Here is a 25,617-nt window from a genome sequence, read left to right as displayed (position 1 = left end):
ACGTATAGTCTGCGCATGACGACGACAAGGGCCTCGGACTCACGGGATCCGGCCAGAGGCGATTCCGGGGCCGGGCGAGACCGCCCGCGCGGCACCGGGACCAAGGGTGTCCCGCGCGCCCGCCGGGAGGAGCAGATCCTCGACGCGGCCCTGGAGGAGTTCGGCAGGCGCGGATACGCCGCGGCATCGATGGCCGAGATCGCCCGGCGCGTCGGTGTCACCAAGCCGATGCTCTACACGTACTTCGGCTCCAAGGACGGACTCCACACCGCCTGCGTCGACCACCTCGGCCCGCGCCTGCTCGCGGCGATCGACGCGGCCATGGCGTCGGACCCACCGGAGGAGCAGTTGCCCCACGTGGTGCTCACCGCTGTCTTCCGGACCATCGAGGAGCGGCGTCAGGCCTGGTTCGTGCTGTACGACCGGACCCTGCCGCACGGCTCCGAGCCGTGGCGCGCGGCGCAGCGGCATCGCGAGGCCATCGACGGGCTGGCGGCCTCCGGCACCGCCGCGCTCCTGCACGGAAAGGGCAACGACGACCCTCTCGACGCGGACGCCCTCAAACACGTGTGGACGGGCACCGTCGGCGCACTGGTCGGCTGGTGGGTCTCCCACCCCGAACTGTCGGCGCAGGACATGAGCGCACGCTGCGCCCGGCTGTTCGCGGCCGTCCGAGAGGGCGCTTGAGACGCCTGTCCGCGACCGGGCGAGGCCGGTCCGTGACGGCGATCGAGGCAAGGCGCCGGCCGGGTCACGGTGGCGTCCGCGGGCGGAAGCGGAAGGTTGGGGAACTCTTTGCCGGTGGCCGATATCCGCCGCGATCACCGGGCGCCGCACGGCCCGTTGGTTCTCGCGAGTGCAAAGGACGGCCGAAAGTGCGAGGCGCATCGGTCGTTCAGGTTACGGCCGCGTTGACTGCGCACGGTCCCGGGAACAGGCTGGAATGTAGATGCCTGATGCAACTGGTTTGGCGGCGTGATGCCACGGTCCCGAGGAATCCGCAGGTCGTGGCCTCTTCTGTCGTCACCGTGAGAAGGGACGACGCATATGTGCGGCATCACCGGCTGGGTGTCCTTCGACCGTGATCTGCGGACCCGGACCGCGGAATTGGATGCAATGACGGAAACGATGGCCTGCCGCGGCCCGGACGACCGCGGTGTCTGGGCCGAGGGACCCGCGGCGCTCGGACACCGCCGGCTCGCGATCATCGACCTGCCCGGTGGCCGCCAGCCGATGACCGCGACCACCCCTGAGGGCACGGTCGCGCTGGTCTACTCGGGGGAGACCTACAACTTCACGGAACTGCGCCGCGAGCTCGAAGCGCAGGGGCACCACTTCACCACCGATTCCGACACCGAGGTCGTCCTGCGCGGATATCTCGCCTGGGGCGAGGCCCTGGCCGAGCGGCTCAACGGCATGTACGCCTTCGCCGTCTGGGACGGCCGTCACGACAAGCTCGTGATGATCCGCGACCGCATGGGCATCAAGCCCTTCTACTACTACCCGACGTCGGACGGCGTCCTGTTCGGCTCCGAACCGAAGGCGATCCTCGCCAACCCCCTGGCCCCCGCCCGGGTGACGCTGGACGGCCTGCGCGAGCTGTTCACCATGATCAAGACGCCCGGGCACGCGGTCTGGGACGGCATGCGCGAGGTCGAGCCGGGGACCGTCGTCACCGTCGACCGCACCGGCACCCGCAGCCGCTCCTACTGGCGGCTGGAGACCCGCGAGCACACCGACGACCGGGACACCACCATCGCCACGGTCCGCTCGCTGCTCGACGACATCGTGCGTCGCCAGCTCGTCGCCGACGTGCCACGCTGCACCCTGCTCTCCGGAGGCCTCGACTCCTCCGCGATGACGGCCATCGCCGCACGGCAACTGCGTGCCGACGGCGAACGCGTACGCAGCTTCGCCGTCGACTTCGTGGGCCAGGCCGAGAACTTCGTCGCCGACGAACTGCGCGGCACCCCGGACACCCCGTACGTCCACGACGTGGCCCGTGCCGCGGGCACCGATCACCAGGACATCGTGCTCGACACGCAGGCACTCGCCGATCCCGCGGTCCGCGCCAAGGTGATCGGAGCGCGCGACCTGCCCGTCGGCTTCGGCGACATGGACGCCTCCCTCTACCTGCTGTTCCGGGCCATCCGCGCGCACTCCACGGTCGCCCTGTCCGGCGAGTCCGCCGACGAGGTCTTCGGCGGCTACCTCCAGTTCTTCGACGAGGAGGCGCGGAGCGCCGACGCCTTCCCCTGGCTGGTGAGCTTCGGCCGGCACTTCGGGGACGACGCCGACGTCCTGCGGCCCGACCTGACCAAGGCCCTGGACATCGAGACCTATGTCGCCGACGGATACCGCTCCGCCGTGTCCGGCATCCGGCGGCTGGAGGGCGAGAGCGACTTCGAATACCGGATGCGGCGCATCTGCCATCTCCACCTGACGCGTTTCGTGCGGATCCTCCTCGACCGCAAGGACCGCATGAGCATGGCCGTCGGCCTGGAGGTGCGGGTGCCGTTCTGCGACCACCGGCTCGTGGAGTACGTCTACAACACGCCCTGGGCGCTCAAGTCCTTCGACGGCCGGGAGAAGAGCCTGCTGAGGGAGGCGACCGCGGACGTCATCCCCACGTCGGTGTACGACCGCGTCAAGAGCCCCTACCCGTCCACACAGGACCCGGCCTACGCGACCGCGCTCCAGGAACAGGCCCGCGAGCTGCTGACCCGGCCGTCGCACCCGGTCTTCGACCTCGTCGACGAGGAACGGGTGAAGCTGGCGGCACACCGTGACACACCCGTCAGCCACCAGGCGGCCCGGCGCGGTCTGGAGCGGACCCTCGACCTCGCCGTGTGGCTGGACATGTACGCACCGGAGATCCTGCTCGACTGAGGCGCTGATGTGGGATTCGACCGCTTCGCGGACACGTCGGTCCTGCTCTCCCTGGCGAGCAAGGTCGAAGGGCTGCGGTCCGCCGGCTTCGACCGCAAGGTCGCGGACGACACGTACGCGACGTGGGCGGCGCGGGCGGTCGGCGACTTCGCCTCGTTCGGCGTGGTGGGAACCCCGGTCGTCTGGTGGGACGACCAGGTGATTCCCGTCGTGCCGAGCGAGGACGGACCAGCCGTCACCGCGCAGGAGTTCCTGGCCCGGCTGCCGAGGTGAGCAGCGGCCCGAGCGGCCCGTGTCAGGCCGTCATGTCGTCCCGCGGGACCGGCCCGGGTCCGGTGCCGCGGCGAGGAACCGCTCCCGGTCGACGACCGCCCGGTCGATCTCGCCCGACGCGATCAGCGTGCCCGAACCGTCGACCGCCCGGACCCGGAACGTGAGGCGACGGCCGGTGGCGGCGGGAGGATCGGCGAAGACGTCCACACACCCTCCGACCCGCGTCGCGCACAGGTGCTCGATACGGAGCGCCGTTCCGACCGTCGTCTGACCCGGCGCGGTGAACGGCGCGGCGGCCCGTATCGTCGCCGCTTCCATCCAGGCGACCAGCCGTGGCGTGGACAGCACGGGCACGTCCCCGCTGCCCACCGTCGCCGCCGTGTCGGCGTCGGTCACTTCATGGCGCATCGCATCACGCTAGCTCGTCGTGGAGCGGACGGCGGGCAGCCGCCGCCCCGATGGCGCGGCACACCGGCGCCTCAGTACCTATGGCGGTGGAACCGGGCGAGCAGTGAGTAGGCACGTTGCTCGGTGGCGGCGAGCTCGGCCGGGTCGATCCCGGCCGGCCACAGCTCGCCGGCCGCCGCGTCGTCGGCCTCACGCAGTTCCACGACCGCCATGGCCAGCCGGACCTGCACGAACGCGGGCGGTGGCCCCGCGAGGCGCGCCAGTGCGTGTTCGGCCCGGTCGGCGGCTTCCACGCAGCCCTCCAGTGCTCGCTCCACCCGGACCGCGGCCCGGTCGTGGACCACGAGCAGCGCGCACAGCAGCGCCACGACGATCCCCACCACGCTGCCCAGCACCCGGTCGAGGACCAGCTCCCCCGGCGGCGCGGGGGCCGCGAGGTCGCTCATCAGCAGGGCCAGCGGCGTGAGGAACACGACGCCCAAGGCGTAGTTGCGGGCCACGACGTACTCCAGCAGGAACTCCAGGAGCACGATCAGCAGCGTGAGCGCCACGGGTTCCAGGTGCGCCGCGAGGGCCCCGAACGCGAGCAGCAGCCCGACGACCGTGCCCAGGATCCGCTGGGCGGCCCGCTGCGCCGTGGTGCGGAGGTTGACCGAATGCAGCACCGCCGCCGCGGAGATCGCCGCCCAGTAGCCCCGCTCGAGACCGAGCACGGCGGCGACCCCGCCGGCCACACCCGTCCCGATCGCCACCCGCAGGGCGGGAACGGCCAGGACGGCGTAGTGGTCGATACCGCCGCGCGCCCCCATCAGCAGCTCGGTGGCCCGCCGCGCGGCCGGCCCCTCCTGCGCCGGGCCCGCGCGCTCCGCGTCCCCGGCCCGGTCGGGAACGGCCGCGGACACACAGGTGCGGGACGTCAGTTCCTCCAGCACGAAGGGATCCCGCAGCCGCCGGTCGGTCAGCACGCGCGCCTGCCCGCGCAGCAGTTCCGCCGTGGCGGCCGGGTCGGTGGTGCGATGCCGGGCCGAGTCGATCAGCAGCGACCAGGACAGATCCGTCAGCCGTACGAAGACGGTGTCGCGCCCGGCTGTGGCCCGCGGGACGCCGGCGGGCGGCGCGACTCCGAGGCACTGGTAGGCGTGGAGGACGGCGACGGTCGCTCCGTGCCGGGTCTGCCGGGGCGCGTCCCCGGCGTCCGAGGCCTCCAGCAGATCGGCGAGCTTGCGCAGCGCGGTGGCCACGGCCACGCGTTGCGGCCGGTCCGGATGCACGAAGCGGCCCAGCACGCCCAGCAGCCAGGCCAGCGCCGCCCCCGCAGCCGCGAGCGCGGTGTACGGGAGCACGTCGGCCCGTGTCGTCGCGTTGTTGGCCGCCACCGCGAACGAGAACAGCAGCAGTACGGCACCCAGCCCGCTGAGCCGCGCCGCGTCGCAGACGAACTTCGAGACGCCCGCGACCAGGGCCGTGGCCGCGACCACCACGGCGACGCCGGCTCCACCGGTCGCCCCTCGCGCCCACACGGCGAGGACCGCGCCGCAGCCCACCAGGCCCGTCATGGCCACGGCAGCGACGGCCAGGACGCGGGCGCGGCGCGCATAGGGCAGATTCCGGCCGAACGTCGTGGTGAGGGAGCCCAGCATGGCGTAGACCGCGAGGTCTGGACGGCCCGCCAGCGCCATCGGCACCGCCACCAGCCCCATGGCCAGAGCCGCCCGCAGGGCGAACAGAAACGCTCCGTCCACCTCGTGCACCTTCAGCGCACCGCGCGGCGAGAGCGCGTGCCGTGCTCCGGCGAGCGCGGGCCGCCGGCCCTGCCGAGACCCGGTGGGGACGAATCGGCGCGAAATCGGCATGTCTGGTGTATACCCCTGGTCTTGTCCCGTGAGCGATCGCGGAGCCGGGCCGTGCCGGACCCCGCACGCTCGCTCCGGGGCGTTCCTGCCCGTTGTCTTCTCGGGGCCGCCCCGCTTCCGCGTCCCCGTCGCCGGGACTCCGGCTCCGCCGGGCTGATCGGCGGCAACCCGATTACCGTGGTGGTGCATGAGGACCTGGTTGCCCCTGGACGCGGTGCCCCGACTCGCCGGCGCGGTGGTCCTCGGAGCCGTGGTCGGCCTGGTCGTCGCACTCTCGACCGATCCGGCACTCGGTGCCCTGGCCGGCATCGCCGCGACGCAGCTGTTCTTCGTTCTCGCGGGATGGCTCGTGCTCTGGCCGATGGACGCGACGGCCACCCACGGCAACGCCCGGCGCGAGGACTTCCAGCCCCTCACCGAGGAACTCGTGGTCGTCGCCGTCGCGCTCTGCGGACTGGCCGCCATCGTGCTGCTGCTCCTGCGGGGGCAGTCCGACACCGGCCATGCCGCGGCCGCGCTCGCGCTGTGCGGGGTCTTCATGGCCTGGGCCGCGCTGCACCTGATGTACGCCACCCGCTACGCCTACGTGTACTACGAGACCGGCGACGGGATCGACTTCAACTCGAAGCGGCCTCCGGCGTACCGCGACTTCTTCTACTTCAGCTACAACCTCGGCATGACGTACCAGGTGTCCGACACCAACGTCTCCAGTTCGACGATCCGTTCGATCGTGCTGCGGCACTGTCTGCTGTCCTACGTCTTCGGCACCGGCATCCTCGCCACCGCCATCAACCTCGTCGTGGGACTCGTCAGCGGCTGATCCGATCACGTCCGCTTCCCTGCGTGTGCGCTGGTCCGTTCGTCCCCGTGTCCCGGCGCGCGGAGGCGGGCGGTCACCGGCCCGGCAGCCCGAGGATCTCCACGGCGGTGCCGGCCGCGACGCCGCCCGGCGGGACGACGCCGAGACCGTCGGCGAGAGCCAGCCCGCGCAGCATCGCGGGCCCGCCGAACGGGAGCGGCGCCACCTCGTGCCCCGTGCGCAGCACCGGCAGCAGACGGGTGTCGTGCGGATGGCCCGGCAGGTCGGCCGTGGCGGGCAGCAGAAGCGGCTCCTGGTCGGTGTGCCCGCCGAGACGCCTCAGCAGGGGAAGGGCCAGGGTCACCCACCCGGCGGTCGCCGCCAAGGGATTGCCGGGCAGTCCGACGAGCCGGCGGCTGCGGCCGTCCGCGCTGTCCGGCAGTTCGGCGAGGAGCATCGGATGGCCGGGCCGGACGGCGACGGAGTCGACCGGCAGCGCGGCGCCGATCCGGTGCAGGACGTCGTGCAGGAAGTCCACCGGACCGGCGGCGGTGCTGCCGGTGGTGACGACGACGTCGGCGGGGGAGCGGTCGACGGCCTCCCGGAGCAGCCCGGGGTCGTCACCGACCATGCGGACCCCGATCGGCTCGGCGCCGCACGAGCTCAGCCAGGGTGTGAACAGAGGCCCCAGCGCGTCGCGGACCCGACCACCCCTCGGCACTCCGTGCGGCAGCAACTCGTCGCCGAGGAGCAGGAGTTCGACGCTGGGACGGCGGTGCACCGACAGCCGGTCGCAACCGGCCGCGGCGGCGAGTCCGAGGACGGCCGGGGTGACGGTGGTGCCGGCCGGGAGCAGCGGCTCCCCGGAACGGCACTCCTGACCGCGCGGCCGGATGTCGCGGCCCGCGGGCAGGTCGCCGGGTGCGGAGGAGCACCGGCGCAGCACGCCGTCACGGGCCTCCGCGTGCTCCCGGCGCAGTACGGCGGTGGCCCCGGAAGGCATTCGGGCACCCGTGGCGATGGGCACGGCCGTACCCGTCGCCATCGGCTCCGGCTCCTCGCCCGCGAGTACCAGGCCGCCGAACGGCTGCCAGGGACCCGGCCCCGCCACGGCCCAGCCGTCCATCGCGGAGGTGTCGAACGGGGGCAGGTCGCAGAGCGCGCGGAGCGGCACGGCGAGGGCGTGGCCGAGGGCGTCGTCGGGCGTCCGGGTGACGGCGGGCAGCGGGCCCCCGGCACTGCGGCGCGCGGTGGAACGGGCCTGCGCCCAGCTCGTGGTGGGTCCCGGGGCATGCCCGGGTGCCGTGGCCGCGGGCGGCTTCGTACCCCGGGCGGTGGGCGCGTGTGCCGAGGCCATGCGGTCCCCGCACCCTTCGTGCGCCCGGCCCGACGGCGCGTCCGCGCGGCCGGCCGGTGCCGTGGTCCCTTCATGCATGCGGTTCACCTTGTCTGCGAGGGGTCCGGTGCCGCGGGCGTCGCCCGGAGCGCGGAGGCCGGCCGTCATCCGCCGATGGCCGACATGGGGCGTTCCGGGCGGCGGAATCCGGCGCTGCCGACGGCGTGACCGGCCGCCTTGCCCGCGACACAGGTGCGCCAGGCCTTCTCCAGGGTGTCGTCGTCGGCGCCGTCGCGCATGGGGGTGCGCAGGTCGGACTCCTCGGTGGCGAAGAGGCAGTTGCGCAACTGGCCGTCCGCGGTGAGCCGCACCCGGTCGCAACCGCCGCAGAACGGACGGGTGACACTGGCGATGACGCCGACGACCGCGTCCGTCCCGGCGATCCGCCACTCCTCCGCGGGAGCGTTGTCTTCGCGGCCCACCGGCGTCAGTTCGAAGCGCTCGCCCAGCCGGCGCAGGATCTCCTCGGCCGTGACCATGCGGTCGCGCTGCCAGGCGCCCTGCGCGTCCAGCGGCATCGACTCGATGAACCGCATGCGGTAGCCGTGCTCGACGGCGAAGGCGGCCAGATCGGCGATCTCGTCGTCGTTGACGCCCCGGACCGGGACCGCGTTGACCTTCACGGGAGTCAGGCCCGCGGCCCGCGCGGCCCGCAGTCCGTCGAGCACGTCGGCGACCCGGTCGCGCCGGGTGATCTCGGCGTAGCGTTCGGGGCGCAGGGTGTCCAGGCTGACGTTGACCCGGTCCAGCCCCGCCTCGCGCAGGGCGGCGGCGCCGCGGGCCAGGCCGATGCCGTTGGTGGTGAGGGACAGCTCGGGAGCGGGGGCGAGAGCGGAGAGGCGGGCGACGAGACCCGGGAGGCCGCGGCGGAGCAACGGCTCACCGCCGGTCAGTCTGATCCTCGTGATGCCGAGGCGCCGGGTCGCCAGGCGCACCAGGCGCACGACCTCGTCGTCGGTGAGCACGTCGGCCCGGGGCAGCCAGTCCAGCCCCTCGGCCGGCATGCAGTAGCCGCAGCGCAGATTGCACCGGTCGGTGAGGGACAGGCGGAGGTCGGTGTGGACCCTGCCGAAACGGTCCCCCAGCGGGGCGCGGGTGCGGCCGTACGCCGCCGGTGCCGGAGTACGCCCGCCCGTCGACGGATCCGGGGAGCGACCGTCCGGCAGCGGTACCGGCGTCTGGCCTGGATGCGGTCGGGGCACGGATCTGCCTTCTTCCTCTGGTCGTCGGCGGTCGAAGGCTGTCGCTCCCCCGACGTCGCGTACGGATGTTTCCGTGACCGTCCGGTGAATGCCGAAACATCACCTCATTGCTTCCCGATCATCGTCTGCGTATTTTCCGAACAAGTCAAACAAGGATTTCCGATTGCTTGATAGGCGGCGGTTATTCCGGTGTTCATGCAGGTGAGGGGTGCGATACAAGAGATGAGGGGTCAAAGATAGGCGAGCCCTATTCACTCATCGGTGTCACCTCTTTGACAGATTCCCGGGAATTACCGGAGGCTGCATCCGCCGCGTGTGACGAGCCATTTCCCGGCTCCTCGGCGGGCCCGCGACCACCCCGCGCGGAACGTGCCGGCAGCGGCAGAGAAGAGGCAGACGATGAGCGGCATCGAGGACCCGAGCGACGACCTGTCGGTCACCCCGCCCAAGCAGTGGGCGACAGGCGTGCCCGCGGTGACGCACGCACTGGAGTACTCCCTGGAGCAGACGTCCGTACGGCGCACCGCCCTGACGCTGCTGAACATCAACCAGGTCAAGGGCTTCGACTGCCCGGGCTGCGCCTGGCCCGAGCCCGCGCCCGGCAAGCGGCACCGGAACGAGTACTGCGAGAACGGCGCCAAGCACATCAACGACGAGGCGACCTCGCGACGCGTCACCGCCGACTTCTTCCGCCGGTACTCGATCGACGAACTGGACACCAAGTCCGACTACTGGCTCAACCAGCAGGGCCGGCTGACCGAGCCCATGGTCAAGCGCCCCGGCGCGCAGTACTACGAGCCCATCGGCTGGGACGAGGCACTGGACCTCCTCGCCGGGGAACTGTGCCGCCTGGACTCGCCCGACGAGGCCCTCTTCTACACCTCGGGCCGGCTCAACAACGAGGCGGCCTTCCTCCTCCAGCTCTTCGCGCGCGCCTACGGCACCAACAACCTGCCCGACTGCTCCAACCTGTGCCACGAGTCCAGCGGATGCGCGCTGAACGAGACCCTGGGCATCGGCAAGGGCAGTGTCTCCCTGGACGACATCCACCACTCCGACCTGATCTTCGTGGTGGGGCAGAACCCCGGCACCAACCACCCGCGGATGCTCTCCGCACTGGAGGAGACCAAGCGCAACGGCGGGCGCGTCGTGGCGGTGAACCCGCTGCCCGAGGCCGGACTGATGCGCTTCAAGCACCCGCAGAAGGCACGTGGGGTGATCGGCCGCGGTACGCAGATCGCCGACGAGTTCCTCCAGATCCGCCCCGGCGGCGACCTCGCGCTCTTCCAGGCGCTCAACCGGCTGCTGCTGGAGGCCGAGGACGACGCACCGGGCTCCGTGCTCGACCACGACTTCATCGACGCCTCCACCACCGGCTTCACCGAGTTCGCCGAGCACGCCCGGAAGGCCTCCTGGGACGACGCGCTGGAGGCTACGGGGCTGACCCGTGAGGAGATCGAACGCGTCCACGCCATGGTCCTGGAGAGCAGGAGCGTCATCGTGTGCTGGGCCATGGGACTGACCCAGCACAAGCACGGCGTCCCCACGATCCGAGAGGTCGTCAACTTCCTGCTGCTGCGCGGCAACATCGGCAGGCCCGGCGCCGGCGTGTGCCCCGTCCGCGGGCACAGCAACGTCCAGGGCGACCGCACCATGGGCGTGTGGGAGCGGATGCCCCAGGCGTTCCTCGACGCGCTGGGCGGCGAGTTCGGCTTCACCCCGCCCACCCGGCACGGACTGGACTCGGTGAACGGGATCCGGGCCATGCGCGACGGCGACGCCAAGGTCTTCGTCGGCGTGGCCGGCAACTTCGTACGGGCCACCCCCGACAGCCGGGTCACCGAGGAGGCGATGCGGCGGTGTCGGCTCACGGCGCACATCTCCACCAAGCTCAACCGCTCCCACACGGTGTGCGGTGACACGGCCCTGATCCTGCCCACGCTCGGCCGCAGCGACCGGGACATCCAGGCCGCGGGCGAGCAGTTCATCACGGTCGAGGACTCCATGAGCGAGGTGCACGCCTCCCGCGGACGTCTGGCGCCCGCGTCCCCGCACCTGCTCAGCGAGGTCGCCATCATCAGCCGGCTGGCCAGCCGGACCCTGGGCGGTTCGCCGTCCGTGCCGTGGGAGGACTTCGAGGCCGACTACGACACCATCCGCGACCGGATCGCCCGAGTCGTGCCCGGATTCGAGGACTTCAACGCCCGGGTGGCGAAACCCGGCGGCTTCAAGCTGCCCAACCCCGTCAATGAGGGCGTGTTCCCCACCCCGAGCGGCAAGGCCGTCTTCACCTGCAACGACTTCACGATGCCGCATGTGCCCGAGGGGCATCTGCTGCTGCAGACGCTGCGCTCCCACGACCAGTGGAACACCGTCCCCTACGCGATGAACGACCGCTACCGGGGCATCCACAACGCCCGCCGGGTGGTGCTGGTCCACCCGTCCGACCTGGACGCGCTCGGACTCGCCGACCGGGACCGGGTGGACCTCGTGAGCACGTGGCACGACGGGATCGTGCGGCGCGCGGAGGACTTCCGGGTGGTCGCCTACCCCACCACGCCCGGTTCCGCAGCCTCGTACTACCCCGAGACCAACGTCCTGGTGCCGCTGGACAGCGTCGCCGACATCAGCAACACCCCGACGTCCAAGAGCGTCCTGGTCCGTCTGGAGCGCACCGGCTCGGCCGGCTAGCCGGACCGGAGAACGCATCGAGGCCGATCGAGGCCGGTCGAGGCCGGTCGAGGAGAGGAGAGGGACCATGGGACGAGTCACCGCGCGACGGCGCGTACTGCGCCTGCGGGACGGGGCCGAGTCGTACCGCCCGGACACACTGGCCGTCGAGGAGCCGATGGAGATCCGTGTCGGCGGGCGCCCGCTGACCGTCACGATGCGCACTCCGGGCGACGACTTCGACCTCGCGGCGGGATTCCTGGTGAGCGAGGGAGTGGTGCACGCCGCCGACCACGTGGCCGGCATCCGCTACTGCGCGGGCGCCACGGCGGACGGCGGCAACACGTACAACGTCGTCGATGTCGCCCTGGCCCCGGGCGTGCCCGCTCCGGACACGTCCCTGGAACGGAACTTCTACACCACCTCCTCGTGCGGGCTGTGCGGCAAGGCCAGCCTGGACGCGGTGCGCACGTCGGCGGCCTGGTCCGTGGCCGAGGACCCGCTGCGCATCTCCCCGGAGCGACTCACGACGCTCCCCGACCGGCTGCGCGCGGCCCAGAAGGTGTTCGACAGCACCGGGGGCCTGCACGCGGCCGGACTCTTCACCGCCGACGGGGAACCGCTGTGCCTGCGTGAGGACGTGGGCCGGCACAACGCCGTGGACAAGGTCGTCGGACACGCCCTGCGATCAGGGCTGCTGCCGCTGCGCGAGACGGTGCTGATGGTGAGCGGCCGGGCCTCATTCGAGCTGGTGCAGAAGGCGGTGACGGCCGGCATCCCGGTGCTGGCGGCCGTCTCCGCGCCGTCCTCGCTGGCCGTGGACCTGGCGACGGAGAGCGGACTGACCCTCGTCGGATTCCTGCGCGGAGCCTCGATGAACGTCTACGCGGGCGCCGAGCGTCTGCAGCCGCTGCCCGCGGGCCGGTCCTGAGACACCCTCACCGCACGCCGGGCACACGCTCCAGAGCGGAGGCGACGTCCGTCCGCCGGGCGAGGTCCGTCAGAGCGCGGGCCATGACGGAACCGGGCTCCCGGGCCGAGGTCACGAGCCCGACCGGCACCGTGCGTGAGGGCTCCACCAGCGGCACGGCCCGCATGCCGGGCGGCACGCCGAAGACGTGCAGCCACGCGTGCGGTACGACGCTCGCCCAGTGGCCGGTCCTGACATGGGCGAACAGCGTGCCGACCGAATCGGTCTCGACACGCGGGGACGGCTGGAGCCCCGCCTCCGCGAACAGGCCGTCCACCGTCCTGCGGCCCTGCATGGTCCCGGTCAGCAGGCACAGGGGCAACTGCGCGGCGTCCGCCCACGTGGCCGTGGGCCGGTGCCCGAGGCCGTTGCCCGCCGTCGTCAGCAGCACATACCGCTCCTCGTACAGCGGGACCGTCTGGAAGCCCTCAGGGAGGTCGTCGCGCAGATAGGTGATGCCGGCGTCGATCTCGAAGCGCTGCACCTGCCGGAGTATGTCCTCCGACTTCAGATCCGCCATGACCTCCACCGTGACCAGCGGGTGCGTCGCGCAGAACGGCCCCGTCAGCAGGGAGACGGCACCGGAGGCGGTGGGCACCGAGCCGATCCGCATCCGGCCGCTCAGTCCGGTGCGCAGGGCACCGACCTCGTCCTTGAGCGCGTCGCGGTCGGCCAGGATCCGCTGCGCCCACACCACGATGCGCTCGCCCTCCTGCGTGAGCCCCTCGTACTTGCGGCCCCGTCTGACCAGTGGCACGTCGAGTTCGTCCTCCAGTTTCCGGATCGCCTCGGACAGGGCGGGCTGGGAGACGTGGCAGGTCTGGGCGGCACGGGCGAAGTGGCGCTCCCGGGACAGGGCCACCAGATACTCAAGTTGGCGAAACAGCACGCCACGGGTGTACCCGACCGTCCCGCGGAATGCCAGTCGGCCCGGCCCCGCCGCTCGCCGGCCGCTGTCGTGCTCGCGCGGATTTCCCCGGCACGCAGCAGGATGGAAAGGGAGCGGCGCGGACCGAGGGACCGCCGTTCCGAACACGACAGACCGTCCCCGACTCGTGAGGAGGCCGGCTCGTGCCTGAGTCGCAGCCCGTTCTCGTGCCGCCGGCCCGGGCCACCGTCTTCCTCGTGGTCACCGTCCTCCCGGGCCGTGAGGAAACCGTCCGGGACCTGCTGGAGGACGTCTCGGGCCTGCGTCGCTCCGTCGCGTTCCGCGCACCGTACGAGGAACTCACCTGTGTCGTCGGCATCGGATCGGCGGCCTGGGACCGGCTGTTCGACGGACCGCGCCCGCAGGGACTCCATCCGTTCGTGGAGTTGGCGGGGGAACGCCACCGGGCGCCGTCCACGCCGGGAGACCTGCTGTTCCACGTGCGGGCCCGCCGCATGGACCTGTGCTTCGAACTCGCCCGGCTGCTCGGGGAACGCCTGCGCGGCGCGGCCACCGTCGTCGACGAGGTGCATGCCTTCAAGTACTTCGACGAGCGCGACCTGCTCGGCTTCGTCGACGGCAGCGAGAACCCCGAGGGCGGCATCGCGGCCGAAGCCGCCTTCGTCGGCGACGAGGACCCGGAGTTCGCCGGCGGCAGCTATGTGATCGTGCAGAAGTACCTGCACGATCTGACGGCGTGGAACGCCCTGCCCGTGGACGAGCAGGACAAGGTCATCGGGCGGACCAAGCTGGCCAACGTCGAACTCCCCGACGACGTCAAGCCCGCGGACTCCCACGTGGCGCTCAACACCATCACCGACGAGGACGGCAACGAGCGCAAGATCGTGCGCGAGAACATGCCCTTCGGCACCATCGGTGACGGTGAGTTCGGGACGTACTTCATCGGCTACGCCCGCACCCCCGACGTGACCGAGCAGATGCTCCGGAACATGTTCCTCGGCGACGGCCCGGCCCGGCACGACCGCATCCTCGACTTCTCGACCGCGGTGACCGGATGCCTGTTCCACGTGCCCACCGCCACCTTCCTCGACGACCTTCCCCCGGCTCCCGGCAGGAAGACCGCGGCAGACGGCTCACTGGGGATCGGCAGCCTCAAAGGAGTCCGAACATGACGACGCCCGACGGCATCACCAACCTGCATCGCGAACTCGCCCCCGTCACGCCCGCGGCCTGGGCCGAGATCGAGGACGAGGCCCGCCGCACCTTCCGCCGCAACCTCGCCGGCCGCCGGGTCGTGGACGTCACCGGCCCCGACGGACCCGAACTCGCGGCGGTGGGGACGGGACACCTCTGCGACATCGACGGCCCGGCGCCAGGCGTGGGCGCGCGGCTGCGCCAGGCACGGCCCCTCACCGAGCTGACCGTGCCCTTCACGGTGAGCCGGGCCGCCGTCGACGACGTCGACCGCGGCTCCCAGGACTCCGACTGGCAGCCCGTCAAGGACGCCGCGCGCACCATGGCGTTCGCCGAGGACCGGGCGGCCTTCGACGGATACCCGGCCGCGCGGATCGAGGGCCTGCGCGGGCGCACCTCACATCCCGTGCTGCGCCTGCCCGCAGAGCCCCGCGACTACCCGGACGCCGTCAGCCACGCCCTGAGCACGCTGCGCCTGGCCGGCGTCCAGGGCCCGTACTCCCTGCTGCTGGGCGCCGAGGCGTACACGGCGGTCAGCGAGACCTCGGACCACGGCTACCCGATCGCCGCCCATCTCGGCCGGATCCTCGACGGGAAGCTGATCTGGGCGCCCGCGATCGAGGGAGCCTTTCTCCTCACCACCCGGGGCGGCGACTACGAACTGAGGCTCGGTGAGGACCTCGCCATCGGCTACACGTCGCACGACGCCACCGACATCGAACTGTACTTCCGCCAGACCCTGACGTTCCTGGTCTACACCGACGAGGCCGTGGTGGCACTCGATCCCGCGACGGACGGGGGCTGATCCCGGGAGCCGGGGCACGGGGCGAGTGCGCGCGATCGCGCGCTCAGTTCGAGCGCAGCGTGATCGTGCGGCGGGTCTGGGCCTCCGTCTTCGGCAGCCGCACGGTCAGGACCCCGTCGGACAGATCCGCCTCGACCGCCTCGACATCGGCGTCTCCCGGAATACGGACACCGTAGGAGAACGAGCCCGACCGGCGGCGCAGCGCATTGCCGTGCGTCGTCTCGTCGAGCGTGCCGTGGATGTGCAGCTCCCGCCCGTCGACCTCGACGGTCACGCTGTCCCGCGGGACTCCGGGAAGCTCCGCCCGCACCACGTACGCGTCGCCCGAGTCCTCTTCCTCGGCCAGCGGCATCCAGTGGCGCGAGACCTCAGTGACCTGCGACGACCGTTCGAACAGACGGCTGAGTTCGCCCCACAGTTGCTGCAGCTCGGTGGCCGGGTCACGGCCGGGCCACCATGCCGCCCTCACCGACCGGGCGGCGTCCGCTCGTTCACTCATCACGATGTCTCCGATCTCGCGGGAACTCCGCGGCCTGGTGGCACAACGAACGCCGGGGGAGGGGGCGTTCGGGCGTCCGGCACGAACCGGTCACGCGCCGGCGCCGGGCGAGCGCCCCAGGGACACGACCACCGCGGTCGACCGGCCACCCGGTGCGTTGTAGGTCACCGTGTCGCCGGGGCGGTGCCCGAGGAGGGCGCGGCCGAGGGGGCTGTCGGCCGTGACCAGGGAGGGGTCCAGTTCCTCGGCCGTCTCGCCGACCTGGAAGGTCTCCTCCGTGCCGTCGGCGAAGCGCACCGTGACCGTGCTGCCCACGCCGACCTGGTCGGTGGGCGGCGGGCCTGCCGTGTCCGCACCGCGGAGCCGCGTGGTGATCTCCGAGATACGTGTGTCCAGGCGCTGGAGGTCGTCGGCGCGCTGCAACTCGTCGGCTTCGTCGGCGCGGTCGCCCACGGCCGAGTCGGAGTCCTGAAGCGTCGCGGCGACCGCCCGGCGTTCGGTGCGGAGGTCGGCGAGTTCCTGTTCGAGGGCGTGTCGGGCAGCGTCGCTGATCGGTGCGGGTTCGCTGGGCATGCCTGGTCCTCGGGGTGCAACGAGACGATGTGGGGCGGGACATTCCGGATCTTAGGTGCGATTCCTGGATGCGGCATCCGGCCGGTGGCCCTCCGTGCCCCCGCGGGTACGCCCCTTTCCGGCGGCGCGCGCCCCCGGGAAGGGCTCTGGCGGACGTACCGGTCGCATGGCATCGCCCGATCCAGCGGCATAGCCTGAACAGAAGTCCCGGGGGGATCGGGCCACGCCCGGACGGTGAAAGGGTGAGACTCTTGAACGCCTCCCATGACGACCAGGACGGGCTGGAGCCCCGGGTGGGGCCCGCCCCCAAGGACGACCCGGACTTCCACCCGTACCACCACCCCGCTGCGGGCTGGGGCGCGGCCAAGAGTGTGACCCGGGTGCTGGTGCGTGAGCGTGCCCTCGTGGACGGACCGCGGGCGATCATGCGGATGAACCACGAGAACGTCGGATTCGACTGCCCGGGATGCGCCTGGCCCGACGACACCAAGGGCCTGCACCTGGACATCTGCGAGAACGGCATCAAGCACGTCACCTGGGAGATGACCGGCAAGAGAGTCGGCCCGGAGTTCTTCGCCGCCCACTCGGTGACCGAGCTCTCCGGCTGGAGCGACTTCGACCTGGAGGACCAGGGCAGGCTCACCGAGCCGATGGTCTACGACCCCGAGTCCGACCACTACGTACCGATCAGCTGGCACGACGCCTTCGAGCTCGCCGGACGCGTCCTGCGCGAACTCGACAGCCCCCACCAGGCGTCGTACTACACCTCCGGCCGCCTGGGCAACGAGGCCACGTTCCTCTATCAGTTGATGGCCCGTGAGCTGGGCACGAACAACCTGCCCGACTGTTCCAACATGTGCCACGAGGCGAGCGGACGCGCACTCCAGGCGTCCCTGGGCACCGGCAAGGGGACCGTCGACCTCAAGGACTGGGAGACGACCGACGCCCTGTTCATCATGGGCGTCAACGCCGCTTCCAACGCGCCCAGAATGCTCACCGCGCTCGCCGAGGCCCACCGTCGTGGCGCGCAGATCGTGCACATCAATCCGCTGGTCGAGGCCGCCGCGACCCGCACGATCGTCCCGCACGACTTCCTGGACATGGCCACGTTCCACTCGACGCGGACCAGCACCCTGAACCTCCAGCCCCGCATCGGCGGAGACATGGCGCTCCTGCGCGGCATGGCCAAGGCCGTCCTGGAACAGGCCAAGACCGACCCCAGGGCACTGGACAAGATCTTCATCGACCGCCACACCGCGAACTTCGAGGAGTACAAGGCGCTCTGCGAGGCCACCTCCTGGGAGGAGATCGAGCGCCAGTCCGGGGTGGAACGCGACGACATCCTCAAGGTGGCCCGCGTCTACCGGGACGCCGACCGGAGCATCGTCAGCTGGTGCCTGGGCGTCAGCCAGCACGAGCACGGCGTCGACACCGTCCGGGAGATCGTCAACGTCCTTCTGCTGCGCGGCAATCTGGGCCGGGAGGGGGCGGGTCCCTCACCCGTGCGCGGGCACAGCAACGTCCAGGGCAACCGCACCTGCGGCATCGACCACCGGCCCACCGAGGAGTTCCTGGACCGTCTCGCCGCGGTCTGCAAGATCGACCCTCCCCGGGAGCACGGCCTCGACACCGTCGGCACCATCGAGGCGATGCACCGCGGCGACGTGAAGGTGTTCGTCGGCATGGGCGGCAACTTCGCCCTGGCCGCGCCCGACACGCCGTACACGTACGAGGCGCTGCGCTCCTGCGAGCTGACCGTCCAGGTGAGCACCAAGCTCAATCGCAGCCATCTGGTCCACGGCCGGCAGGCTCTCATCCTGCCGTGTCTGGGGCGTACCGAGAAGGACCACCAACGGCAGGGCATCCAGAGCACGTCCGTCGAGGACTCGATGAGCATGGTCCACCTGTCCGTCGGCATGAAGCGCCCGGCGTCGCGCCACCTGCTCTCCGAGCCGGCCATCATCGCCGGTATCGCCCGCGCCGCCCTGCCGGAGAGCCAGACGCCCTGGGAGTGGTACATCGAGGACTACGACCGCATCCGCGACACGATGGAAGAGGCACTCGACGGATTCGAGGACTTCAACCGCCGGGTCCGTCTTCCGCTCGGCTTCCGCATCAAGCAGCCGGCCCGCGAACTGGTCTTCCTCACCCCGTCCGGACGCGCCGAGTTCTCCACCGCTCCGCTGCCCGACGTCGTCCCCGCCCCCGGCACGCTGGCGCTCGGCACCATGCGGTCGCACGACCAGTGGAACACGACCATCTACTCCGACAACGACCGCTACCGCGGCATCAAGAACCTGCGCACCCTCGTGTTCATGAACAAGGACGACATGCGCGAGCGCGGCCTGTCGGAGTTCGATCCCGTCGACATCGTCAGTACCGCCAAGGACGGCAGCACCCGCTCCCTGAACGGCTACCTGGCGATCCCGTACGACATCCCCCGGGGCAGCGCCGCCGGTTACATGCCGGAGATGAACGTGCTGTGCGCGATCTGCGACTACAGCACGCAGAGCGACCAGCCGCTGATGAAGCACGTCAAGGTCACCATCACCGCGGCCGCCTGACCCCTCGGTGGGGTCGTACGAGCGACCGTCAGGCACGGGCGGTGCCTGACGGTCGCTCGTCGTGCTCGGGGAGATCCGGGCCGGTCGCGGCCGGGGTCAGAGCTCGGAGTCCGCCTCGCGGAGGTCCTTCACCATGTGTTCCATCACCGCGCCCATGTCGCCGACCGTGGCGTCGAGTTCCTCGGCACGCGGCGCGGCCTGCTCGACACATGTCGCCGTGGCGAGAGCGAGGTCGACGGATTTGGTCACCTCACCGTCGCCCAGGAGCTCCTCGATCCGGAAAGCCAGGCCGGCGAGCGTCGAGTCGTCGGTCTGCGGCACCAGATACCCCTGCAAGCCCGGGGGATAGGGCGTACGCTCCCGGAACTCCCGGAAGGCCTGCACGACCGCATGCTCCTCGCTGTACTGGTCCAGGAGCCCCATGAGGACGTACAGCCGGGCCGTCAGCCTGGGCAGACCGGGGAAGCGGTCGAGCCAGGCCATCAGTTCGCGGTGGCCGCCGAGATGGTCGACGATCTCGGTCATCGTGACGGCGAGCGTGTTGGACTGGGCCCAGTGGAACGGCAGCAGCTGGGCGACCTGCTTGGCGAGCGTGGCCTCGTCCTGCGGACTCAGGCTGTCGGCGACCAGCCCGCTGACCAGCGCGCGGTCGAGGCCGAAGCCCTCCGGTGCGGACCGGCGCGCGGTGGTGTGCGACACCTCGTGGCGCAGACGCGTCAGCTCCTCGCCGATCTTGCTCAGGGGTTTCTCCCGCATGGGGCCTCCAGCCGGCCTGCCGTGGTCTTCGGTCGCTCTGGGAGGTGCTCCTTGAGCGCCGCACACGGGGGCACGGGGGGCGGAACGGAGAGCAGCTGCCCGGAGCCTGCACGCAACACCCTGCCGCCGGGCGTGACGACGCGCGCGCCGTGTGGCCCATGCGGGCTATTCCGCGCACCGGATTGCCGCGAGTCCTCCACCCCGTCGACACGCTTCGGCGGAGGCGCCGCGGGCGGCCGGACACGCCGTCGGCCCAGAGGTCCGGCGTAGGTGCGGGGCTCCGCGGGCCACGGCGTACGGCGGAAAAGATCCGCCGTGACGGGGTGGGGAAGCCGGACGATGTGGCCGTTACGGGGTAGAACGGATATCGGGTGTTCCCGATGTGTGGGGGACCCGTTTTCACTGAGCCGGGCTCGTCCCGGCATGAACGAAGGACACAGAATGGCCAGCGGCACCGTGAAGTGGTTCAACGCCGAGAAGGGCTTCGGATTCATCGCCCAGGACGGCGGTGGGCCGGACGTCTTCGCGCACTACAGCAACATCTCCGGGAACGGCTTCCGGGAACTGGTGGAGGGGGAGACCGTCACCTTCGACGTGACCCAAGGTCAGAAGGGGCCCCAGGCGGAGAACATCGTCCGCGCCTGACGCCCGTACCCGTCCCCGCCCTTCCGTCCGAGGAGGGCGGGGACGCCCCTGTGCGGCGCCCTGAGGGACGGATGCCCGGGCGTCACCGGTCGTGGCCCGGTCGACGGTCGTGGTGACGTCACCGCGGCGGATGAGGGCCTTGCCGGCGCGGGTCTCGCGCTCCACGGGCCGGGAGCCGGGGGCCGGCGAGCAGCCGCGCTCTACCTGTCGGTCGTCGCGTGGCGCAGCGTGCGGTCGAAGACGGTCAGCAGCAGGTACAGGACGCCGGCCGCGAGCATGACCCAGGCCAGCGTGTGCAGACCGTGGGTGTCGGCCCGCTGCCCGTAGGAGGCCGCGGTCGTGGCGGTGGCGACCAACGAGCCCAGGTAGGAGAAGGTGCGCAGCAGGCCGGAGGAGGATCCGGTCCGCTCGGGGTCGGCCTGGTGGTAGACGGAGTTCTGCAGGCCCAGGCTGTTCGACCCCTGGGGCACGCCGAAGGCCAGCGCCACGACGAGCAGCATCCACAGCGGGCTGTCCGCGCCGAGGGTGAGCATCAGCAGGCAGGCGACGATCTGGCCGACGGCGCCGGTGAGCAGCTTGCCGCGCACACTGCTGCGCTTCCCGGTGGTCACGGAGACGGTGATGGCCATGAGGGCCGTGGGGATCTGGACCAGGCCCGCGTGAAAGGGCGTCAGTCCGTAGCCGTCCTCGGTCCACTGGGCGAAGCCGTAGAGGAAGCCGTACGCGACCACGTAGGCCACCAGCGCGCGTCCGTAGGTGGCCAGCAGGGGCACGTTGCCACCGAGCACCCGCAGGTCGATGAACGGTGTCGCGGCCCGCAACTCCCGTCGGGCGAACGCGACTCCCGCGACGAAGGTGACGCCCAGCAGGTACCAGTGGTCCGGGCGCAGGTCCATCAGGAACAGCAGCAGCGCGATCAGCATGGCCGCGAACAGGGCCATGCCGGGCAGGTCGAGCCGTCCGGCGATCCGCTCGTGCCGCGGGGCCGGACCGGGACCGGCCCGCTCGGGCAGGCGGAGCAGGCCCAGCAGCAGCGCGACCGCCGCCAGCGGCACGTTGAGCGCGAAGGTGGCGCGCCATCCGCCCACGCCGATCAGCAGGCCGCCCAGCAGGGGGCCGACGACCATGACGGTCTGCCCGGCCACGGCGAGAGCGGTGAGCACGGAGGCGGGGCTGTCGTGTCCGGTGCGGCGGGCCTCGCTGCGCACCAGTGCCATGGAGGCCGGGTACCCGGCGCAGGTGCCGAATCCGAGGATGATCCGGGCGACGATCAGTACGCCCAGATTCGGTGCGAGGGTGCCGACGAGGCCGCCGGTGCCGACGAGGCCGGTGCCGACGAGGAAGACCCGGCGAGGGCCGAAGAGGTCGATCAGGCGGCCCATGACGGGCTGTCCGAGCGCGGTGGCCAGGTAGAGCGCGGAGACCAGCCACGCCGTCTGTGCGGGCGGTGCGCCCAACGCCACGCCGATGGGCACGAGCGCGACCGAGACGATCGTGGAATTGATCGGGTTCAGGACCGAGCCCAGCAGCATCGGAGGCAGCAGCCGCCGGTCGAATCGTGACTGCGCCGACGGTATCGGCCCGGCCTTCGTCCCTTCAGTCACGTGTCAGGCGCTCCAGGACGATCATGGCCTCGATCACGATTCGCCGCTCTTCTTCCGTGCACTTCTCGTCGAGTTGGCCGGCGAGCCACTCCCGCCGGGCCTGCCGCCCCTCCTCGACCCTCCGCCGTCCGGCGGGCGTGAGCACGAGCAGCAGGCGTCGCCCGTCATGGGGGTCCCGGCGCCGCTCGACCAGCCCCGCGGCGAGCAGCGGAGCGACGGTCGCGGTCATCGACTGGTGCCGCATCCCCTCCGAGGCCGCCAGGTCGCTCACCGTCACACCGGCCCGGTCGGCCAGCCGCGTCAGGACCGAAACCTGTCCCAAGGTGATGTCGTCGGCCTCGGAGGCACCGAGAATGCGGCGCCGCAGCCGGCCGATGACGGCCCGCACCTGCCGCGACGCCTCCACTGCCGAAGGTGACGCGTGAGGGTTCTCGTTCATGTCGTCCACCTTAAACAGTACAGTTTGATCTGTACAGGTTATCTGTATGAATGGTGGGTCGGAGGCGTCGCGACTCCGAGCGGAACCGGTGCGGCCCGGCGCCGTGTCCCGCCGAGTGCGTGGGTGGCCCCGGCAGGGCGGCCGGTGCGGGGCGCAGGTGTCAGGACTCCCGCGACGCCTGCTCACCTCGGCGTGCGGCGGGCTCCAAGTACCCGGCCTGTTCCACCGCTTGGCGGAGTGCCGCGAGGAACGCGGCCGTGGCGGGCGGATCGGGCGGATCGCCGTAGGTCGCCACGTGGACCCGCCGACGGAAGCCGGGGACCTCGGCGGCCTCGATCCCCGGTGCGCGGTGGGCGCGCAGGGCCAGCCCGGGGATGGTGGTCACGCCCAGCCCGGCGGCGACGAGCGACTGCTCCACGATCACGTCGTCGCTGGTGTACGCGATGCGCGGGGTGAAGCCCGCTCGCTCGCAGGCGTCGACGAACTCGCGGCGGCAGTGCTCGCAGCCGGCGATCCAGGCCGCGTCCCGGCAGTCGCTCAGAGTCCTGGTCGTGGCGTCGAGGCTGAGCAGGTACATGGGGTCGTCGAAGAGGTGGGTGGCGCGGACGTCGCCGGGTGTCGCGTCGTCGTAGCGGAAGACGACGGCCACGTCGATGTCCCCGGCTCGGAGCATCCGCAAGGCGTTCTCCGGGTGCGCGTCGAGCAGACTCAGTTCGATGCCGGGATGGGAGGCGCGCACGGCGGCCGCGGCCCGGGGGACCAACGTGCTGAGCACGGACTGGAAACCGGCGACACGGACCCGGCCGCTGCGCAGGCCCACCATCGCGGACAGTTCGGCGGCGGCCGCGTCGACGCGGCCGACGATCTCGGCGGCCCGGCGGGCCAGTTGCTCGCCCTCGGGCGTGAGACGGATGCCGCGGCCCACCCGCTGGACCAGCCGGGCACCGGTCTCGGCCTCCAGACGTGCGAGGTGGTGGCTGACCGACGGCTGTGAATAGTGCAGGTGCTCCGCGGCCCTGGTGACGGAGCCGTGCGCGGCGATCGCCGCGATGACCCGAAGCCGCACGATGTCCAGCATTCATCAAGGCTATCTATGAGTGAGCGCGAATACTGGCATTGGACGAATTAATCCGGTCGGCAGCACGCTGAGGGGACAGGCCTCCGACCGCAAAGGAACGAACCATGACGGCCTCAGTTGTCTGGCACACCACGATGTCCCTGGACGGCTTCGTCGCCGGTCCCGACGACGCCATGGACTGGGTCTTCGACCTCACGGACCGTTCCCCGGCCGGCGACGAGACGATCCGTACGACCGGAGCCGTCCTCGCGGGCCGCCGCACCTACGAGACGGGCCGCAAGGCGAACCACCGGCCCTACGGCGGCGCCTGGTCCGGGCCGGTCTTCGTGCTCACTCACAGGACCGCCGACGACCCGGACGTCACCTTCCTGTCCACGGACCTCCCCGAAGCCGTCGACACGGCACGCGCGGCCGCCGACGGGAAGAACCTCGTGCTGCTCGGGGCCCGCCTCGGCAGCCAGTGCCTCCGGCAGGGACTGGTGGACGAGATCCTCGTCCACCTGGCACCCGTCCTGCTCGGCGACGGCATCCGGCTCTACCACGCCCCCGGCGGCGAACGGGTCCGGCTGCGGCGTACGGAATGCTCCGCGGCCGGACAGATCACCAACCTCCGCTTCCGCCCCGCCGACGTCGAGAGGCAGCCATGACCACGAGTCCGGCCATGCAGACCACGGCGACGCCCCTGCCGGCCGAACTCCTCGCCGGCATACGTGCGGTCGTCCGCACGCACGAAGACTGGGACCGCACCGCCGGTCTCGTCGCCGACCGGCTGCGCCGGCACCTGCCCGGCGCCGACGTCCTGACCGCCGCACAACGTCGCGGCGCGCCGGACCGGCCCGCGGGGCACGTCCTGCACGTCGAACCCGACGGCACGTTCTCCGTCGTCGCCCTGGTCTGGCGGCCCGGCCAGACCACCCGCATCCACGACCACATCACCTGGTGCGTCGTCGGCGTCCTCCAGGGCGTCGAACACGAAGAGCTGTACGACGAGCGGCTCGACCTGATCGGCGTCCGCGACAACCACGTCGGCGAGGTCAGCGGCTTCGCCCCACCCGGCGACATCCACCGCATCCGCAACACCCACGCCGAGACGGCCGTGAGCCTGCACGTCTACGGCACCGACATCACCCGCATCGGCTCCAGCGCCCGCCGCTCCTACGACTGACGGACACCTGCGCGGATGCGGCGCAGCCCTGTGCGGCGAAGTCCGACGCGCCGGGCGGAATGCACGTCACGGCTCCCGCGCCACCTCGCGGGCGAGGTCGGCGAGTTCGGTGACGGCCGGATGCGTGGGGGGCTCCGCCCAGGCGAGCAGGACCGGCACGTCGGGTGCGTCGGTGAGCGGGCGGTACACGACGCCGGGGTAGGCGTGGAGGGTCGCGGTCGCGGCGGTGGTCACACCCACGGCCTGCCCGGCGGCGATGGCGGCCAGCCAGTCGTCGGTGTTGCCCACTTCCAGGACCCGGGAGGGTCTGACGGCTGCGGGCCACAGGTCGAGCGTGGTCGTGCCGGAGACGGTGTTCAGGGTGATGGCCTGGTCGGTGAGGTCGGCCAGGGCCAGCCGGGGGCGCTCGGCCAGGTCGCTGGTGATGGGGACGGCCGCGACGCGCGGCTCGCTGAGGAGCGGCACGCTGCGCACACCGGGAGCGGTGAACGTGCCGCGCACCAGGGCGACATCGACCGCGCCTCGGGTGAGTCCGGCGGTGCGGTCGTCGATGCGCAGGAGTTCCAGCGGGGTGTCGGGGTGGGTCTCGTTCCAGCGGCGCAGCAGTGGCGCGGTGAGGTCGCCGAGGGCGGACCAGGCGTGGCCCAGGCGCAGCGGCCAGGTGCCCAGGCGGCGCGGGTCGAACGCGGCGTCGGCGGCCCGCAGCGCGGTGGCCGCCCGGATGCGGAACGCGGCTCCGGCGTCGGTCAGGTGCAGGTGGTGGGTGGAGCGGTCGACCAGCCGGACACCGAGGTGGGCCTCCAACTGGTGCAAGGTCCGTGACACAGCGGGCTGGCTCATGTGGAGCCGGGACGCGGCGCGCGTGATGGTGCCTTCCTCGGCGATGGCGAGGAAAGCGCGCAGATGGCGCAGCTCCATGGTCATGTCCGTCAAGCATAACCACGGA

The 25,617-nt window shown here is 71.6% G+C and carries 24 protein-coding genes; 12 read left to right on the top strand and 12 right to left on the bottom strand.

The window, feature by feature from the left end:
* Positions 1-15 precede the first annotated feature (15 nt).
* The 3 genes from ACSYGO_RS03120 to ACSYGO_RS03110 all read left to right on the top strand — a co-directional run bounded on the left by ACSYGO_RS03120 (position 16) and on the right by ACSYGO_RS03110 (position 3,162).
* A complete protein-coding gene (locus ACSYGO_RS03120) occupies positions 16-687 on the top strand; it encodes a TetR/AcrR family transcriptional regulator (RefSeq protein WP_432188008.1) in 672 nt (223 codons plus the stop codon).
* 360 nt (positions 688-1,047) lie between these two features.
* A complete protein-coding gene (gene asnB / locus ACSYGO_RS03115) occupies positions 1,048-2,889 on the top strand; it encodes an asparagine synthase (glutamine-hydrolyzing) (protein WP_426680355.1) in 1,842 nt (613 codons plus the stop codon).
* A gap of 9 nt (positions 2,890-2,898) precedes the next feature.
* Positions 2,899-3,162, top strand: a complete 264-nt coding sequence (locus ACSYGO_RS03110) for a DsbA family protein (protein ID WP_426680354.1) — start codon at positions 2,899-2,901, stop codon at positions 3,160-3,162.
* Between the two features lie 30 nt (positions 3,163-3,192).
* Here ACSYGO_RS03110 and ACSYGO_RS03105 read toward each other — a convergent pair whose 3' ends face one another.
* On the bottom strand, positions 3,193-3,570 hold the full coding sequence (locus ACSYGO_RS03105) for a thioesterase family protein (protein ID WP_432188010.1): 378 nt from the start codon (positions 3,568-3,570) through the stop codon (positions 3,193-3,195).
* Between the two features lie 71 nt (positions 3,571-3,641).
* A complete protein-coding gene (locus ACSYGO_RS03100) occupies positions 3,642-5,423 on the bottom strand; it encodes an FUSC family protein (RefSeq protein WP_460385692.1) in 1,782 nt (593 codons plus the stop codon).
* Positions 5,424-5,610: 187 nt separating this feature from the next.
* On the opposite strand from ACSYGO_RS03100, the gene ACSYGO_RS03095 reads away from it, so the two are divergent.
* Complete coding sequence (locus ACSYGO_RS03095) at positions 5,611-6,243, top strand: DUF1345 domain-containing protein (protein ID WP_426680351.1); 633 nt, start codon at positions 5,611-5,613, stop codon at positions 6,241-6,243.
* A 73-nt stretch (positions 6,244-6,316) separates the two neighbouring features.
* Here the strand turns inward: ACSYGO_RS03095 and ACSYGO_RS03090 are convergent, their stop codons facing one another.
* Together ACSYGO_RS03090 and moaA are read right to left on the bottom strand one after the other, a co-directional pair.
* Complete coding sequence (locus ACSYGO_RS03090) at positions 6,317-7,579, bottom strand: molybdopterin molybdotransferase MoeA (RefSeq protein ID WP_460389668.1); 1,263 nt, start codon at positions 7,577-7,579, stop codon at positions 6,317-6,319.
* A 143-nt stretch (positions 7,580-7,722) separates the two neighbouring features.
* On the bottom strand, positions 7,723-8,703 hold the full coding sequence (gene moaA / locus ACSYGO_RS03085) for a GTP 3',8-cyclase MoaA (RefSeq protein ID WP_460389667.1): 981 nt from the start codon (positions 8,701-8,703) through the stop codon (positions 7,723-7,725).
* Between the two features lie 516 nt (positions 8,704-9,219).
* Here moaA and ACSYGO_RS03080 point away from each other — a divergent pair.
* Complete coding sequence (locus ACSYGO_RS03080) at positions 9,220-11,511, top strand: FdhF/YdeP family oxidoreductase (RefSeq protein ID WP_435224521.1); 2,292 nt, start codon at positions 9,220-9,222, stop codon at positions 11,509-11,511.
* Positions 11,512-11,578: 67 nt separating this feature from the next.
* A complete protein-coding gene (gene fdhD / locus ACSYGO_RS03075) occupies positions 11,579-12,421 on the top strand; it encodes a formate dehydrogenase accessory sulfurtransferase FdhD (RefSeq protein WP_435224519.1) in 843 nt (280 codons plus the stop codon).
* Positions 12,422-12,428: 7 nt separating this feature from the next.
* Here the strand turns inward: fdhD and ACSYGO_RS03070 are convergent, their stop codons facing one another.
* On the bottom strand, positions 12,429-13,349 hold the full coding sequence (locus ACSYGO_RS03070; RefSeq protein WP_432174366.1) for a LysR family transcriptional regulator: 921 nt from the start codon (positions 13,347-13,349) through the stop codon (positions 12,429-12,431).
* A gap of 182 nt (positions 13,350-13,531) precedes the next feature.
* Here ACSYGO_RS03070 and ACSYGO_RS03065 point away from each other — a divergent pair, with 182 nt between their 5' ends.
* Complete coding sequence (locus tag ACSYGO_RS03065; RefSeq protein WP_426680347.1) at positions 13,532-14,521, top strand: Dyp-type peroxidase; 990 nt, start codon at positions 13,532-13,534, stop codon at positions 14,519-14,521.
* Positions 14,518-15,348, top strand: coding sequence for a family 1 encapsulin nanocompartment shell protein (locus tag ACSYGO_RS03060; RefSeq protein WP_426680346.1), 831 nt, complete (start codon positions 14,518-14,520; stop codon positions 15,346-15,348). The genes ACSYGO_RS03065 and ACSYGO_RS03060 overlap by 4 nt, the downstream gene beginning before the upstream one ends.
* A gap of 43 nt (positions 15,349-15,391) precedes the next feature.
* On the opposite strand, the gene ACSYGO_RS03055 is transcribed toward ACSYGO_RS03060, so the two are convergent.
* The gene (locus ACSYGO_RS03055) at positions 15,392-15,847 is read right to left on the bottom strand and encodes an Hsp20/alpha crystallin family protein (RefSeq protein ID WP_426680345.1); all 456 of its coding nucleotides are present in this window, start codon (positions 15,845-15,847) and stop codon (positions 15,392-15,394) included.
* Between the two features lie 90 nt (positions 15,848-15,937).
* Positions 15,938-16,420: a GreA/GreB family elongation factor gene (locus tag ACSYGO_RS03050; RefSeq protein ID WP_426680344.1), complete on the bottom strand. Its 483-nt coding sequence runs from the start codon at positions 16,418-16,420 to the stop codon at positions 15,938-15,940.
* Positions 16,421-16,671: 251 nt separating this feature from the next.
* Between ACSYGO_RS03050 and ACSYGO_RS03045 the strand changes: the two genes are divergently transcribed.
* Positions 16,672-18,984, top strand: a complete 2,313-nt coding sequence (locus ACSYGO_RS03045; RefSeq protein ID WP_432188015.1) for an FdhF/YdeP family oxidoreductase — start codon at positions 16,672-16,674, stop codon at positions 18,982-18,984.
* 96 nt (positions 18,985-19,080) lie between these two features.
* Here ACSYGO_RS03045 and ACSYGO_RS03040 read toward each other — a convergent pair whose 3' ends face one another.
* A complete protein-coding gene (locus ACSYGO_RS03040) occupies positions 19,081-19,740 on the bottom strand; it encodes a hypothetical protein (protein ID WP_426680342.1) in 660 nt (219 codons plus the stop codon).
* 441 nt (positions 19,741-20,181) lie between these two features.
* Between ACSYGO_RS03040 and ACSYGO_RS03035 the strand changes: the two genes are divergently transcribed.
* Entirely contained in the window at positions 20,182-20,385 is a 204-nt protein-coding gene (locus ACSYGO_RS03035; RefSeq protein ID WP_028801265.1) for a cold-shock protein, read from the top strand.
* A gap of 200 nt (positions 20,386-20,585) precedes the next feature.
* On the opposite strand, the gene ACSYGO_RS03030 is transcribed toward ACSYGO_RS03035, so the two are convergent.
* The 3 genes from ACSYGO_RS03030 to ACSYGO_RS03020 form a co-directional block, all read right to left on the bottom strand.
* Complete coding sequence (locus ACSYGO_RS03030) at positions 20,586-21,917, bottom strand: MFS transporter (RefSeq protein WP_460389666.1); 1,332 nt, start codon at positions 21,915-21,917, stop codon at positions 20,586-20,588.
* 64 nt (positions 21,918-21,981) lie between these two features.
* Positions 21,982-22,428, bottom strand: a complete 447-nt coding sequence (locus ACSYGO_RS03025) for a MarR family winged helix-turn-helix transcriptional regulator (protein ID WP_435224513.1) — start codon at positions 22,426-22,428, stop codon at positions 21,982-21,984.
* A 160-nt stretch (positions 22,429-22,588) separates the two neighbouring features.
* Positions 22,589-23,506: a LysR family transcriptional regulator gene (locus ACSYGO_RS03020; protein ID WP_460385689.1), complete on the bottom strand. Its 918-nt coding sequence runs from the start codon at positions 23,504-23,506 to the stop codon at positions 22,589-22,591.
* A gap of 104 nt (positions 23,507-23,610) precedes the next feature.
* Between ACSYGO_RS03020 and ACSYGO_RS03015 the strand changes: the two genes are divergently transcribed.
* Both ACSYGO_RS03015 and ACSYGO_RS03010 read left to right on the top strand, forming a co-directional pair.
* Positions 23,611-24,153 carry a dihydrofolate reductase family protein gene (locus ACSYGO_RS03015; RefSeq protein ID WP_460385688.1) on the top strand — a complete coding sequence of 181 codons (543 nt, stop codon included), beginning with the start codon at positions 23,611-23,613 and terminating at the stop codon, positions 24,151-24,153.
* Positions 24,150-24,671, top strand: coding sequence for a cysteine dioxygenase family protein (locus tag ACSYGO_RS03010; protein WP_460385687.1), 522 nt, complete (start codon positions 24,150-24,152; stop codon positions 24,669-24,671). The genes ACSYGO_RS03015 and ACSYGO_RS03010 overlap by 4 nt, the downstream gene beginning before the upstream one ends.
* Before the next feature lie 66 nt (positions 24,672-24,737).
* Here the strand turns inward: ACSYGO_RS03010 and ACSYGO_RS03005 are convergent, their stop codons facing one another.
* Entirely contained in the window at positions 24,738-25,595 is an 858-nt protein-coding gene (locus tag ACSYGO_RS03005) for a LysR family transcriptional regulator (RefSeq protein WP_460385686.1), read from the bottom strand.
* Between the last annotated feature and the right edge of the window lie 22 nt (positions 25,596-25,617).

The sequence above is a fragment of the Streptomyces krungchingensis genome, assembly GCF_054729265.1.
This window is presented reverse-complemented; position numbering and strand designations above follow the sequence as displayed.

Coding starts and splice junctions, on each gene's coding strand:
- ACSYGO_RS03120 (WP_432188008.1), top strand. CDS start 16: ATGACGACGACAAGGGCCTCGGACTCACGGGATCCGGCCAGAGGCGAT.
- asnB (WP_426680355.1), top strand. CDS start 1,048: ATGTGCGGCATCACCGGCTGGGTGTCCTTCGACCGTGATCTGCGGACC.
- ACSYGO_RS03105 (WP_432188010.1), bottom strand. CDS start 3,570: ATGCGCCATGAAGTGACCGACGCCGACACGGCGGCGACGGTGGGCAGC.
- ACSYGO_RS03100 (WP_460385692.1), bottom strand. CDS start 5,423: ATGCCGATTTCGCGCCGATTCGTCCCCACCGGGTCTCGGCAGGGCCGG.
- ACSYGO_RS03095 (WP_426680351.1), top strand. CDS start 5,611: ATGAGGACCTGGTTGCCCCTGGACGCGGTGCCCCGACTCGCCGGCGCG.
- ACSYGO_RS03090 (WP_460389668.1), bottom strand. CDS start 7,579: ATGGCCTCGGCACACGCGCCCACCGCCCGGGGTACGAAGCCGCCCGCG.
- ACSYGO_RS03080 (WP_435224521.1), top strand. CDS start 9,220: ATGAGCGGCATCGAGGACCCGAGCGACGACCTGTCGGTCACCCCGCCC.
- fdhD (WP_435224519.1), top strand. CDS start 11,579: ATGGGACGAGTCACCGCGCGACGGCGCGTACTGCGCCTGCGGGACGGG.
- ACSYGO_RS03060 (WP_426680346.1), top strand. CDS start 14,518: ATGACGACGCCCGACGGCATCACCAACCTGCATCGCGAACTCGCCCCC.
- ACSYGO_RS03055 (WP_426680345.1), bottom strand. CDS start 15,847: ATGAGTGAACGAGCGGACGCCGCCCGGTCGGTGAGGGCGGCATGGTGG.
- ACSYGO_RS03050 (WP_426680344.1), bottom strand. CDS start 16,420: ATGCCCAGCGAACCCGCACCGATCAGCGACGCTGCCCGACACGCCCTC.
- ACSYGO_RS03040 (WP_426680342.1), bottom strand. CDS start 19,740: ATGCGGGAGAAACCCCTGAGCAAGATCGGCGAGGAGCTGACGCGTCTG.
- ACSYGO_RS03035 (WP_028801265.1), top strand. CDS start 20,182: ATGGCCAGCGGCACCGTGAAGTGGTTCAACGCCGAGAAGGGCTTCGGA.
- ACSYGO_RS03030 (WP_460389666.1), bottom strand. CDS start 21,917: ATGCTGCTGGGCTCGGTCCTGAACCCGATCAATTCCACGATCGTCTCG.
- ACSYGO_RS03025 (WP_435224513.1), bottom strand. CDS start 22,428: ATGAACGAGAACCCTCACGCGTCACCTTCGGCAGTGGAGGCGTCGCGG.
- ACSYGO_RS03020 (WP_460385689.1), bottom strand. CDS start 23,506: ATGCTGGACATCGTGCGGCTTCGGGTCATCGCGGCGATCGCCGCGCAC.
- ACSYGO_RS03015 (WP_460385688.1), top strand. CDS start 23,611: ATGACGGCCTCAGTTGTCTGGCACACCACGATGTCCCTGGACGGCTTC.
- ACSYGO_RS03010 (WP_460385687.1), top strand. CDS start 24,150: ATGACCACGAGTCCGGCCATGCAGACCACGGCGACGCCCCTGCCGGCC.
- ACSYGO_RS03005 (WP_460385686.1), bottom strand. CDS start 25,595: ATGACCATGGAGCTGCGCCATCTGCGCGCTTTCCTCGCCATCGCCGAG.